Annotated in this window: 11 protein-coding genes; 9 read left to right on the top strand and 2 right to left on the bottom strand. The window is 71.6% G+C overall.

The window, feature by feature from the left end; all coding sequences use genetic code 11:
- The first annotated feature begins 118 nt into the window (after window positions 1-118).
- The 6 genes from AB0M88_RS50775 to truB all read left to right on the top strand — a co-directional run bounded on the left by AB0M88_RS50775 (window position 119) and on the right by truB (window position 5,996).
- Complete coding sequence (locus AB0M88_RS50775; protein WP_364115113.1) at window positions 119-1,138, top strand: SAM-dependent methyltransferase; 1,020 nt, start codon at window positions 119-121, stop codon at window positions 1,136-1,138.
- Between the two features lie 34 nt (window positions 1,139-1,172).
- Window positions 1,173-1,466 (top strand): DUF503 domain-containing protein, encoded by a 294-nt coding sequence (locus AB0M88_RS50770; RefSeq protein WP_364115111.1) that lies wholly within the window; start codon window positions 1,173-1,175, stop codon window positions 1,464-1,466.
- Between the two features lie 124 nt (window positions 1,467-1,590).
- Window positions 1,591-2,064 (top strand): 30S ribosome-binding factor RbfA, encoded by a 474-nt coding sequence (rbfA, locus tag AB0M88_RS50765; RefSeq protein WP_364115109.1) that lies wholly within the window; start codon window positions 1,591-1,593, stop codon window positions 2,062-2,064.
- Window positions 2,061-3,098, top strand: a complete 1,038-nt coding sequence (locus AB0M88_RS50760; RefSeq protein ID WP_364115107.1) for a bifunctional oligoribonuclease/PAP phosphatase NrnA — start codon at window positions 2,061-2,063, stop codon at window positions 3,096-3,098. The genes rbfA and AB0M88_RS50760 overlap by 4 nt, the downstream gene beginning before the upstream one ends.
- A gap of 475 nt (window positions 3,099-3,573) precedes the next feature.
- Window positions 3,574-5,064: an MATE family efflux transporter gene (locus AB0M88_RS50755; RefSeq protein WP_364115105.1), complete on the top strand. Its 1,491-nt coding sequence runs from the start codon at window positions 3,574-3,576 to the stop codon at window positions 5,062-5,064.
- Window positions 5,065-5,099: 35 nt separating this feature from the next.
- Entirely contained in the window at window positions 5,100-5,996 is an 897-nt protein-coding gene (gene truB, locus AB0M88_RS50750; protein WP_364115103.1) for a tRNA pseudouridine(55) synthase TruB, read from the top strand.
- On the opposite strand, the gene AB0M88_RS50745 is transcribed toward truB, so the two are convergent.
- Together AB0M88_RS50745 and AB0M88_RS50740 are read right to left on the bottom strand one after the other, a co-directional pair.
- Window positions 5,993-6,388, bottom strand: a complete 396-nt coding sequence (locus AB0M88_RS50745; protein ID WP_364115101.1) for a response regulator — start codon at window positions 6,386-6,388, stop codon at window positions 5,993-5,995. The two genes, truB and AB0M88_RS50745, sit on opposite strands and share 4 nt — an antisense overlap.
- Window positions 6,385-9,129: a response regulator gene (locus AB0M88_RS50740; RefSeq protein ID WP_364115099.1), complete on the bottom strand. Its 2,745-nt coding sequence runs from the start codon at window positions 9,127-9,129 to the stop codon at window positions 6,385-6,387. Before AB0M88_RS50740 ends, AB0M88_RS50745 begins: the two co-directional genes overlap by 4 nt.
- Before the next feature lie 54 nt (window positions 9,130-9,183).
- On the opposite strand from AB0M88_RS50740, the gene AB0M88_RS50735 reads away from it, so the two are divergent.
- The 3 genes from AB0M88_RS50735 to AB0M88_RS50725 form a co-directional block, all read left to right on the top strand.
- Complete coding sequence (locus AB0M88_RS50735) at window positions 9,184-10,116, top strand: bifunctional riboflavin kinase/FAD synthetase (RefSeq protein ID WP_364115097.1); 933 nt, start codon at window positions 9,184-9,186, stop codon at window positions 10,114-10,116.
- Window positions 10,117-10,238: 122 nt separating this feature from the next.
- The gene (gene rpsO / locus AB0M88_RS50730) at window positions 10,239-10,508 is read left to right on the top strand and encodes a 30S ribosomal protein S15 (RefSeq protein WP_364115095.1); all 270 of its coding nucleotides are present in this window, start codon (window positions 10,239-10,241) and stop codon (window positions 10,506-10,508) included.
- A gap of 158 nt (window positions 10,509-10,666) precedes the next feature.
- A partial coding sequence (locus tag AB0M88_RS50725; protein WP_364115093.1) for a polyribonucleotide nucleotidyltransferase occupies window positions 10,667-12,989 on the top strand: 2,323 nt, incomplete at its 3' end.

The raw sequence follows: 12,989 nt of genomic DNA, 5'->3' as shown, positions 1-12,989 counted from the left end.
ACCTGCGTTTGGCGCGCCCCCCCGCGCGTCGGGGGCGGGGCCATACCGGGGGCCCCGGGGGCTCCCGCGGGGGGGCCGCCTGCCGTCGTGGGTCGGGCTGCCTGCCAAAATGGCGGCCATGCCCGCGTACGCCCTACTCCTCGCCCCGTCCGCCAACCGCGTCTATGCCGACCAGGCGTCTCGTCTGGCGGTGGCCGAGCTCGCCGCCTTCTCGTGGGTGCTCTCGGCGGACATCTCCGAAGTCGCGCCGACCCGGATCGGCGGGGTGGAATACCTCGCGTTCGAGAGTGAGCTGAGCGCGCGCGACATCGCGTACGTGTCGAACCTGTCGTCGGCCTATGCGCTCTTCCAGAAGGAGGGCGATCTGCTGCGGCCGGTCGAGTTGACGCCGCTGGGGCGCTACGACAGTGACCTGATCACGATCCCGAAGTACGCGGGTAAGACCAACGAGCAGTTCACCAAGCTCGTTCTGAACCTCACAGTGCTCGCCTCCGCCTCGGCCGAGCGGATGCTCGACGGGCAGTTGACCGTCCTCGACCCGCTGTGCGGCCGGGGCACCACGCTCAACCAGGCCCTCATGTACGGCTACGACGCGGTCGGGGTGGAGATCGACGGGAAGGACGTCGAGGCGTACAAGCTGTTCCTGCAGACCTGGCTGAAGCGCAAGCGGCTCAAGCACACCGCCGAGCTCGTGCCGGTGCGCCGGCAGGGCCGCCGGGCCGCCCGCCGGCTCGAGGTCACGATGGCGGCCAGCAAGGACGACCACAAGGCGGGGGCGGTGCAGAAGGTCACGGTCATCCAGGGCGACACCACCCAGCTCGACGGGCTGATCCGGGGCGGCGTCGCCGACGTGCTGGTCACCGACCTGCCGTACGGCGTGGCCCACGCCAGCTACGACGAGGGCGGCCTGTCCCGCCGGCCCCTCGACCTGCTCGAACGCGCCGTGCCGCAGTGGCTGCCCCTGCTGCGGCCGGGTGCCGCCCTCGGGCTCTCCTGGAACACCAAGGTCGCGCGCCGCGAGCTGGCCGAGGACATCCTGGCCGCCAACGGCCTCGAGATCGTCGAGCACCTGCCGCTGGAGCACCGGGTCGACCAGGGCATCGAGCGGGACGTCGTGGTGGCTCGCAAACCCAGGTGAAACCGCACGCCCTCTGGCAGTACCCTGCCAGGCGATGTTTACCGAGATTGCTGTCTTCGATCTGTTGCTGCCCGGCGACTCGCAGTCGCTCAAGCAGAAGCGTTCCTATGTCCGCCCGATCCTCGCGATGCTGAAGAAATACGAGGTCAGCGCGGCCGAGGTGGGCATGCACGACCTGCTCGGCCGGGCGCAGCTCGGCGTGGCCGTGGTGGCCGCCGAGGCCGCCCAGGCCCGGGCGGTGATCGACACCTGCGAGAACCAGATGGCCGGCCGCCCCGAGATCGAGTTGCTGTCGGTGAAGCGGCGGCTCTACGGCGACGAGGATTGAGAGGGGCCGGCGGCCGCGGGGCCGGGCCGCCGGGACGTTCGGTCGCAACGCGACCTGGGTAGGCTTCAGCAGTTGGGCGGGGCCCGTCGCGGCCCCGCTGGGACCATAGTCGGAGGTGGGCGATATGTCGGACCCGGCCAAGACGCGTCGGCACGCCGAGCGCGTACGTGAGCTGGTGGCATCGCTGGTGCGGGAGATCAAGGACCCCCGGCTCGGCATGGTCACCATCACGGACGCCCGGATCACCGGCGATCTGCGCGAGGCGACGGTCTACTACACCGTGCTCGGCGACGCGACCGAGCAGGCGGGCACCCAGGCCGCGCTGGAGAGCGCCAAGGGCATGCTGCGCACCCGGGTCGGGCACGCGCTCGGCCTGCGCCATTCACCCAGCCTGGCGTTCGTGCTCGACAACGTGCTCGACCACGCCAAGGAGATCGACGACCTGCTGGCCGAGGCGCGCCACCGCGACGAAGAGGTGCAGCGGCTAGCCTCCGGCAAGCAGTACGCGGGCGATCCCGACCCCTACAAGAGTGACGAGGACGACGAGGACGAGGGCACCGACGCCGAACGCGTGGGCGCAGCCGAGGACCTCGGGTGACGCCAGCCTCCGGCTCGGCGGGGGGAGTCACCGACGCGCAGTGGTCCGCGGCCGTCGAGGCGGTCCGCGGGCTCACGCCGGGTGACGACGGCGACAAGATCCAGCTCATCTGCCACGTCAACCCGGACGGCGACGCGCTGGGCAGCATGCTCGGCTTCGCCCTCGGGCTGCGCCGGCTGGGCTTCACCCGGCTCCGGGCGACCTTCCCGGGGCCGTTCGAGCTGCCCGAGCCCTATCAGACGCTGCCCGGGCGCGACCTGCTGGTCCCGGACGAGCAGGCGTTCTCCGACGCCGATCTGGTCATGACGTTCGACGTGGCCGCCGAGTCGCGCCTCGGCGCCCTGGTCGAGCTGCTCCCGCCGGCGCCGTGCGTGGTCGCTCTCGACCATCACGCGTCCAACACCGGGTTCGGCCGGGTCAACCTGGTCGACCCGGGGGCCGCCGCGACGTCGGTGGTGGCCGACGGGCTGCTGAGCCGGCTCGGGGTCGCCCTCGACCGGGAGATCGCGGAGTGCTTCTACGTGGCACTCTCCACCGACACCGGCTCGTTCAAGTTCGACCTGACCACGCCGGCCGTGCACGAGCTGGCCGCGCGCCTGATCGAGACCGGCATCAGCCCGGGGGCGATCTCCCGGCGCATCTTCGACACCCGCCCCTTCGGGGCGATGAAGCTGGTCGGCGAGGTGCTCGGCCGGGCCGCTCTCGACCCGACCGCCGCCGGGGGCCGGGGCATGGTCTGGACGTACGCCACGCTGGCCGATCTCGAACGGCACGGCCAGCGGCCGTACGTTCTCGACACGTTGATCGACCCCGTACGCAGCGTGGCCGAGGCCGACGTGGCCGTGGTGGTGAAGGAGCTGGCCGCGGGCGAGTGGGCGGTCTCCCTGCGCAGCAAGGGTGCGGTCGACGTCAGCCGGGTCGCGGTCGCGTTCGGCGGCGGCGGTCATCGCCTGGCGGCCGGCTTCACCGGTTACGGCACCCCGGGCGACGTGGTCGTCGCGGTGCGCGACCAGCTGGAGTCGTGCCTGATCTAGCGGGGACCGGATGTGATGCGGTCGGAAGTGGGTCGTCCCGGACGGGGCGGCCCACTTCCGCGTGAGCCGGTCGTTATCCCGGTTCGTGGGAACTAGGCATCACCTCATGGACCTGAACGATAGTTTGGGGACCTGAACGGTGATTTGGTTTTCGTTCGGGCCGTGACCATCGCCCGAAGCGATTGCCTCGAGCCACCCGGGTTCACCCACCTGGGCTGCGTCATCTCGCCAGACGTCCGGCGATCCCGGACCGGCCACTGTGACGCCCCGCTCGACCGATCTTGGGGCGCGCGCCGTTGCGTGCCGACGCCCACCGTGTGGAAGGAAACACATCATGGCTGCCAAGCCGAAGCCTCAGTCCAGCGACGACGCCCGTGAGCAGGCCCGCCGGGCGCTCCAGACCTCGATGGACACGCGTCAGTAAGGTCTCACGACCGTTGCACTCCTTACGGCTGGGCGGGCATCATGGGTAACCATGAGCCCGCCTGCCCAGCCGACACCCACCTCGGAACCCGAGACCCGGTCTGACGCACCGACGGCCGGCCCACAGACCCCGGCCCAGCAGAAGCCGGCCCAGCAGAAGCCGGCCCAGCAGAAGCCGGCCCAGCAGAAGCCGGCCCAGCAGAAGCCGGCCCAGCAGAAGCCGGCCCAGCAGAAGCCGGCCCAGCAGACCCCGGCTACCGCGCGGCGGATCGCCCAACTCGCCCTCCCCGCCCTGGTGGTCCTGGCCGCCGAGCCGCTCTACGTGCTCGTCGACACCGCGGTGGTCGGGCACCTCGGCCGCGTGCCCCTGGCCGCGGTCGCGGTCAGCGGAACGGTCATGTCGGCCGCGGCCTGGCTCGGCACCCTGCTCGCCTACGGGACGACCGGGCGGTCGGCCCGCCGATTCGGGGCCGGTGACCGGGCCGGGGCGATCGCCGAGGGCGTTCAGGCGTCGTGGCTCGCGCTCTGTTGCGGCGTACTCGTGGCGCTGTCGGCGCAGGTCCTGGCCGGACCGATCGCCGGGGCCCTGGCCGGTGACGCCGCCACCGCGCATGCGGCGGCGGGCTGGCTGCGCATCGCCTCGCTGGGCGCGCCCGGGCTGTTGCTCGCGGCGGCCGGCAACGGATGGATGCGGGGTGTGCAGGAGACCCGCCGCCCGTTGCTGTTCGTGCTCGGCGCCAATGTGCTCTCCGCGATCCTCTGCCCCCTGCTGGTCTATCCGGTGGGCTGGGGCCTGACCGGTTCCGCGGTCGCCAATGTGGTCGCCCAGACCGTCTCCGGTGGATCGTTCCTGGTCGCGCTCGTGCGCGCGGCCGGCGAACTGCGGCCGACCCTGCGGGTGATCTGGCGCCAGCTGGTGCTCGGCCGCGACCTGTTCATCCGGGGCGCCGCCTTCCAGGCCTGCTTCGTCTCCGCGACCGCGGTCGCGGCCCGCTTCGGCGTCGCTTCGGTCGGTGCCCACCAGATCGCTCTGCAGCTCTGGTTCTTCAGTTCGCTCGTCCTCGACGCGGTCGCCATCGCGGCGCAGTCGCTGGTCGGGGCCGCCCTCGGCGCGTCCGACGGCGCACTGGCCCGGGACGTCGCCCGGCGGGTGACCATCGCCGGCGGCGTGGCCGGGGTGGCGTTCGCCCTGCTCGCGCTGGCCGGGGCGGGCGTGGTGCCGGGCTGGTTCACCGGCGACCGCGGGGTGATCGAGCAGGCCGCGATCATCTGGCCCTGGTTCATCGGGATGATGCCGTTCGCCGGGGTGGTCTTCGCCCTCGACGGCGTGCTGATCGGGGCGGGCGACGTGCGCTACATGCGCAACATCACGATCGCCTCGGCGGTGTTCGGCTTCCTGCCCGCGATCTGGCTCGCCTACGGCTTCGACCTGGGCATCCGCGGGGTCTGGGCCGGGCTCACGCTGTTCATCCTGATCCGCTTCGTGACGATGGTCTGGCGGTGGAGGTCGGCCCGGTGGGCGGTGCTCGGAGCCACCCGATAGGGCACCCGGTGGAGCCGGTCTGGCAGGGTGGGCGGGTGACAGCGGACGGGCTCATCGTGGTGGACAAGCCGGCGGGGATGACCTCGCACGACGTGGTGGCGCGCATCCGGCGGCTGGCCAGGACCCGCCGGGTCGGGCACGCCGGCACGCTCGACCCGATGGCGACCGGCGTGCTGATCATCGGCGTCAACCGGGCGACCCGGCTGCTCACCTATGTGGTCGGCGAAGGGAAGAGCTACGCGGCGACGATCCGGCTCGGCGAGTCGACGATCACCGACGACGCCGAGGGTGAGACCACGACGGTCTGCCCGGTCGACGGCGTTTCCGACGCCGCCGTTCAGGACTGTCTGGAGGCCCAGCGGGGCGAGATCGACCAGGTGCCGAGCGCGGTCAGCGCCATCAAGATCGACGGCAAGCGGGCGTACAAGCGGGTTCGCGAGGGCGAGGAGTTCGAGCTCCCGTCCCGGCGCGTCACGATCTCCCGGCTCGACGTGCTCGACCTGCGCCACACGGTGACCGCCGAGGGCCGTGGAGTCATCGACGTCGACATCGAGGTCACGTGCTCGTCGGGCACCTACATCCGGGCGATCGCCCGCGACCTCGGCCGGACGCTCGGGGTCGGCGGGCACCTGACCGCGCTGCGGCGCACCGCGGTCGGCCGGATGACGCTGGCCGAGGCGCTCACGCTGGAGCAGCTGGAGGAGAAGGCACCCGACGTCGTCTCGCTGCCGATGGCCGAGGCCGCGCGGCAGAACTTCCCCCCGCGCGAGGCCTCGGCCGACGAGGCCCGGGTGCTCAGCCACGGCGGGCCACTCACGCCGGTCGGCATTCAGGGGCCGTACGCCGTGTTCGCGCCGTCCGGCGAGCTGCTGGCGATCGTCTCGGAGAAGGACGGCCGAGCCCGCGCCGAGATCGTCCTCGCTCCGGGCTAAGGCGGGGGCAGGTGGCGGGCTACGGTCGCGACCAGGTCGGCGGCGGCGTAGGGCTTGTCGAGGAAGCCGTCGCAGCCGGCCTCGAGCGCGGCGGCGCGATCCGACGGGAGCACGCTGGCGGTCACCGCGACCACGGCCGGCCTCCGGCGGCCGCCGGGCATGTCGGCCGACGCCAGTTCGCGGGCCAGGCTCAGCCCGTTGCCGTCGGGCAGGTTCATGTCGAGCAGCACGAGGTCGACCTCCTCGGTGCCGAGCTTCTCGCGGGCCGAGGCGAGGCTGAACGCGTCGACCACGGCCGCCTCCCGCACCGCGGCCACGTCGGCCCGGGCGAGCACCGCCTTGACCAGCGTGCGGTTCAGTTCCTCGTCCTCGACCAGGAGGATTTTCGTCACCGGGGGTCCTTCCGATTGGGTTCCTGGGCCGGCGAGACCGGCCGGGTACCGGGCGGTGGCGCCTTCCGATTCGGGTCCTGGGCCGGCGAGACCGGCCGGGCGCCGAGCAGCGGCGCCAGGTTCTCCCAGCCCGGTCCCCCGGCCATGGCGTCGGCCACCACGCCGCCGGCCATCGCGGTGGCGACCAGCGGTCCGGTGTCGCGGGGGGAGCGGTCGACCAGGGCGGCCGCGCTCAGGCCGAGCACCGGGGTGTGCCGGGTGGCCGGCTCCCGTTCGATGGCGGCCAGCAGGCTGAACCCGTCGACCTCGGGCGACTGCATGTCGCAGACGATCAGGTCGAATTCGCCCTGGCGGGTCATCGCCAGGCCCTCCCGCCCGTCGGCGCAGGCCACCACGTCGGCGCCGCCCGCCCGCAGGCCCTCCTCGATCGCCTGGCGGACCGCGTCGTCGTGGTCGACCACGAGCACCCGCGGGGTGGGCCGGGTGGCGATCGCCGCGGCCAGCGCGCGCAGCAGGCGGGCCTGGTCGATCGGCTTGACGAAGTAGTCGTTCGCGCCGAGGGCGATCCCGGCGTCCGGGTCGTCGATGATGCTGGCGAAGAAGACCGGGATGCCGGCGAGCCGGTCGTCCGCCTTGATCCGGCGGAGCACCTCCCAGCCGTCGATGTCGGGCAGCGCGACGTCGAGCACGATCGCGTCGGGAGCGTGGGCGCGGGCGGCGGACAGGCCGGTCTCACCGTCGCCGGCCACGTCGACCCGGTAGCCGGCGTGGTTCAGCTGCGTGCACATCAGCTCGGCGGCCTGCGGGTCGTCCTCGATCAGCAGCACGTAGGGCTGCCCTTTCGCGACGTCGCCCGGATCGCTGGCGTGACCGGGCGGCGGCATCGAGCGGATCACGGGGGCGGCCGGGACGCGTACGGTGAAGACGCTGCCCGCGCCGGGCTCCGAGCGTACGAGAATTTCGCCGCCGTGCGCCTCGACCAGCCGGCGCGTGAGCGCCAGGCCCAGCCCGGTCCCCGCCCGTTGCCGGTCGGGGTCGCCGACCTGCTGGAATTCCTCGAAGATCCGGGCCTGGTCGGCTTCGTCGATGCCGACCCCGGTGTCGGCGACCGAGACGAAGACCTGGTCCTCGGACGCCTGGACGATCACCGCGACCGTTCCGCCCTCGGGGGTGAACTTGATCGCGTTGGAGAGCAGGTTCTCGACGATCTGCCGGAACCGCACCCGGTCGGCCAGCGCGGTCGCCGGCAGCAGCGTGGTGTCGACGGTGATCTGCTTGGTGGTGAACAGCGGGGTCAGGCCGGTCAGCAGTTCGTGCACCGCGGTGTCGACCCGCAGCGGGGCGAGGCGCAGCTCGAGGCGACCGGCTTCGACCTTGGCCAGGTCGAGGATGTCGTTGATCAGGCCGAGCAGGTGGCGGCCGCTGGTGTGGATGTGTTCGACCCACTCGGCCGGCACCTTGCGGCGGTCGCCCTCCGGTTCCTCCATGCGCATCAGGTCGCTGAACCCGATGATCGCGTTGAGCGGGGTGCGCAGCTCGTGGCTCATGTTGGCCAGGAACGCGCTCTTGGCCTGGTTGGCCCGGGTGAGCGCCTCGACCGAGACGCCCAGCTCGGTGGCGAGCCGGCGTTGCGCGTCGAGCACCGCCTGGCGCTCGGCCAGCACCCCGGCCTGCCCGCCGAGGGCCGCGAACAGCCGCAGGTCGTCGTCGCTGAACAGGGTGCGGTGCGAGTTGAAGAGCAGGACCGCGCCTTCGACGTCGGGCGGCACCGGCATGCTCAGCACGGTGATGAAGTCGTCGCCCAGGTCGTCGCCGTAGTGCGCGACCAGGGCGGGGTCGCCTTCGCGCACGCGGGCCGGCTGGCCGGCCCGGATCAGCGCGGTGAGGTCGGCCCCGCTCATCCCCTCGGGCCGGGGGATCGGCGGACCGGCGAAGGCGACCTGGCTGAGCTGCCCGTCGGCCCGGGGCATCAGCACGGCGACCGCGTCGGCGCCGGTCTGCACCCGCATGATCTCGACGTAGGTCTGCCAGACCTGTTCGGGCGACTCGACCGGGGCCCGCAGGAGCCGTTCGGTGATCGTCTGGGCCGCGGAGGACGAGAACATCCGGCGCAGCCAGCGGGGCGGCACGAAGGCGACCAGGTAGCCGAGCCCACTGACCAGCGCCAGCACCCGGCTGACAGTCGGCAGGGACGGGTTGGCGTGCGGCATCGCACCCAGCCCGATAAAAACGATCATGGTGCCGAAGACGATGGTGGCGAGCGCCGCGGTGATCAGCCGGGCCCGGTTGGCGCCGGTACGGGTGAGCGCCTTGTCCCACAACAGCAGGGCCGCGACCAGTTCGCTCAGCGAGAACGCGACCATCATGGAGACCAGTTCATGCTGGTCGAGCGGTCGCGGGGCGAGCACGATCGGGACGGCGATCGCCCCGTACGCCGCGACCATCAGCCAGTGCACCGACCGCGGCACCCGCCGCAGGCGCCCGGCCAGCCGGACGGTCAGGTAGGGCTGGGTGAGCAGGATCGCACTGGCCGTGACGCCGATCCAGGGCGGCAGGTTACCGCCGCTCGCCCGGCGGGCCAGATCGACCCCGAAGAGGGCCGTGCAGGGCAGGAAGACGAGCGTGACGTCGCGCCACATCGGGTCACGTTTGCGCAGGTAGCCGCCGAGCGCGCGAAGGAAGAGGACCGTGAAGGTCAGTTCCGCCGCGAGCAGGACGAGGGCACTCCAGCCAATGGGCATATCGGTGCCAATCGTACCGTTTCGGTCGGGTGGGGAGGCCGATACGCTGTCCCCATGCAGCGTTGGCGCGGATATGAGTCGGTGCCGGGCGGATGGGGCCGTTCCGTCGTCACGATCGGGGTCTTCGACGGTGTGCACCGCGGGCACCAGGCGATCATCGGGCACGCCGTGAAGCGCGCCCGCGACCTCGGCCTCCAGTCGGTCGTGATGACCTTCGACCCGCACCCCTCCGAGGTCGTCCGCCCGGGGTCGCACCCGGCCGTGCTGACCGAGCCGGTGCGCAAGGCCGAGCTGATCGAGCAGCTCGGCGTCGACGCGCTCTGCGTGCAGCCGTTCACTCCGGCGTTCTCCCAGCTCGGACCGGATGCGTTCGTGCACGACGTGCTGGTCGAGGCGCTGCACGCGGCGGTCGTGGTGGTCGGCGACAACTTCCGGTTCGGGCACAGGGCGGCCGGTGACGTGCCGCTGCTCGAGCGGCTGGGCCGGTCGTTCGGCTTCACGGTCGAGGACGCGCCGCTGGTCTCCGACAACGGACTCGTGTTCAGCTCGACGTACATCCGCAGTTGTGTCGACGCGGGGGACGTACGTGCCGCGGCGGCCGCCCTCGGGCGGCCGCACCAGGTCGGCGGGGTGGTGGTCCGCGGTGATCAGCGCGGGCGCGAGCTCGGCTTCCCGACCGCCAACCTGATGGTCCACCGCTATGCGGCGGTCCCGGCCGACGGGGTCTACGCGGCCTGGCTGATCCGGGGCGGTGAGCATGCCGGGCGGCTGCCGGCCAGCGTCTCGATCGGGACCAACCCGACGTTCAGCGGGCAGGAGCGGCGGGTCGAGGCCTATGTGCTCGACTTCGCCGGCGACCTCTACGGCGAGCGGGTCGCCCTCGACTTCGTCGCCCACCTGCGCGAGCAGCGTCGATATGACGGCATCGAACCACTGGTGGCGCAGATCCGGCAGGACGTCGAAGAGACCCGCGCGCTGCTGAGTTGACCGGCTGGTAAGGTGGGAGAGGCGTTGGAATATCCCACGCCAAATTTTTCGTGCCTCCGCGAGCCTGCCCGACGCCGCGGGTGCGGAGGCTTTACAGCCGGCAACACAGAATTGCGGAGAACATGGCGCTCGATCAAGAGACCAAGACCAAGATCATCGACGAGTACAAGGCGCAGGACGGCGACACCGGCTCCCCCGAGGTCCAGGTCGCGATGCTCACCAAGCGGATCGCCGACCTGACCGAGCACCTCAAGGTGCACAAGCACGACCACCACAGCCGGCGCGGCCTGCTGCTGCTGGTCGGCCGCCGCCGCCGACTGCTCAACTACGTTCAGAAGAAGGACATCGCGCGCTACCGCTCGCTGATCGAGCGGCTCGGCCTGCGTCGATGACTTGACGGGGGAGTGGCCTGCGGGCCGCTCCCCCGCGTTTTAACCCACGGACCCGGACCCCGGTCCTCGGTAGTGGTTCCCAGGCAGAAACTCCTGGGCACTTCGATCGAAGACCGGCCAGACTCCCCGGGTCCTCGACGAAGGAGTACCGCACCAACATGACAGAGCAGACTGCTCTCGGGACCGACTCCCGCACCGCGGTGATCGACAACGGGTCGTTCGGCACCCGTGAGATCACCTTCTCCACCGGCCGGCTCGCCAAGCAGGCCGCCGGCTCGGTCGTCGTCCAGCTGGGCGAGACCGTCGTCCTCTCCACGACCACGGCCAGCAAGGCGCCGAAGGAGCACTTCGACTTCTTCCCGCTCACCGTCGACGTCGAGGAGCGGATGTACGCCGCGGGCCGCATCCCCGGCTCGTTCTTCCGCCGCGAAGGCCGCCCGAGCGAGGACGCGATCCTCACCTGCCGCCTCATCGACCGGCCGCTGCGCCCGTCCTTCACCAAGGGCCTGCGCAACGAGGTCCAGGTCGTCGAGACCGTGCTCGCCCTCGACCCGGCCCACCCCTACGACGTCGTCGCCATGAACGGCGCCTCGATGTCGACCAAACTCTCGGGCCTGCCGTTCAGCGGCCCGATCGGCTCGACCCGGGTCGCGCACATCGACGGCCAGTGGGTCGCCTTCCCGACCCACGAGGAGCTCGAGCGGGCCACCTTCGACATGGTGGTCGCCGGCCGGGTCGTCGAGGACGGCGATGTCGCGATCATGATGGTCGAGGCCGAGGCCACCCCCGGCGCGATCAAGCTGATCCAGGGCGGCGCCGCCGCGCCGACCGAGGAGATCGTCGCGAGCGGCCTCGAGGCCGCCAAGCCGGCCATCCGTGAGCTCTGCCGCGCGCAGAGCGAGCTGGCCGCGATCGCCTCCAAGCCGGCCGTCGAGTTCCCGGTCTTCCTCGACTACCAGGACGACGTCTACGCCGCCGTCACCGAGGCCGTCCGCGAGGAGACCGCCGAGGCCCTCAAGATCGCTGCCAAGCAGGAGCGTGAAGAGGCCCTCGACCTGGTCAAGGCCAAGGCCCACGAGCTGCTCGACGAGCGCTTCGAGGGTCGCGAGAAGGAGATCTCGGCCGCCTTCCGCTCGGTCACCAAGACCGAGGTGCGCCAGCGGGTGCTGCGCGAGCAGATCCGCATCGACGGCCGCGGCCCGCGTGACATCCGCCCGCTGAGCGCCCAGGTCGGCGTTCTGCCGCGGGTGCACGGCTCGGCGCTGTTCGAGCGGGGCGAGACCCAGATCCTGGGCGTGACCACGCTCAACATGCTGCGCATGGAGCAGGCGCTCGACACCCTCTCGCCCGAGAAGACCAAGCGCTACATGCACAACTACAACTTCCCGCCCTACTCGACCGGTGAGACCGGCCGGGTGGGCTCGCCGAAGCGCCGCGAGATCGGTCACGGTGCGCTGGCCGAGCGGGCGCTCGTGCCCGTGCTGCCGCCGCGCGAGGAGTTCCCGTACGCGATCCGCCAGGTCTCCGAGGCGCTGAGCTCCAACGGCTCGACCTCGATGGGCTCGGTCTGCGCCTCCACGCTGTCGCTGCTGAAGGCCGGCGTGCCGCTGAAGGCGCCGGTCGCCGGCATCGCGATGGGCCTCATCTCGGACGAGGTCGACGGCAAGACGCAATATGTCGCGCTGACCGACATCCTGGGTGCCGAGGACGCGTTCGGCGACATGGACTTCAAGGTCGCCGGCACCAGCGAGTTCGTCACCGCGCTGCAGCTCGACACCAAGCTCGACGGCATCCCGTCGGACGTGCTGGCGGCCGCCCTGCAGCAGGCGCACGACGCCCGCGCGACGATCCTCGGCGTGATGGCCGACGCGATCGCCGCTCCGGCCGAGATGTCGGAGTACGCCCCGCGCGTCACCTCGGTCAAGATCCCGGTCGACAAGATCGGCATGGTGATCGGCCCCAAGGGCCAGACGATCAACGCGATCCAGGACGAGACCGGCGCCGATATCTCGATCGAGGACGACGGCACGATCTACGTCGGCGCGACCAACGGCCCGTCGGCCGAGGCCGCGGTCGAGCGGATCAATGCGATCGCCAACCCGACGCTGCCCAAGGTCGGCGACAAGTTCCTCGGCACGGTCGTCAAGACGGCCGCGTTCGGCGCGTTCATCTCGCTGCTCCCGGGCCGCGACGGCCTGCTGCACATCTCCAAGGTGGGCGACGGCAAGCGGGTCGACAAGGTCGAGGACTTCCTCAACGTCGGCGACAAGGTCGAGGTGTCCATCGCGGACATCGACGGCCGCGGCAAGATCTACCTCGACAAGGTCCGCCCCGAGGGCGAGGAGGCGCCGGCCGCGGCCGCCGCACCTTCCTCCTCCGAGGGTGGTCGCGAGAGCCGCCCGCCGCGCGAGGACCGCGGTCCCCGCGGCGACGGTGGCGAGCCGCGCCGCCGGCGCCAGCGCTCCGGTGGCGAGCGCCGCG

This window comes from Actinoplanes sp. NPDC051411, from assembly GCF_040682075.1.
GTDB lineage: Bacteria > Actinomycetota > Actinomycetes > Mycobacteriales > Micromonosporaceae > Actinoplanes.
Note: the sequence above shows the minus strand (reverse complement) of the source record. Positions and strands in the feature narration are given on the sequence as shown.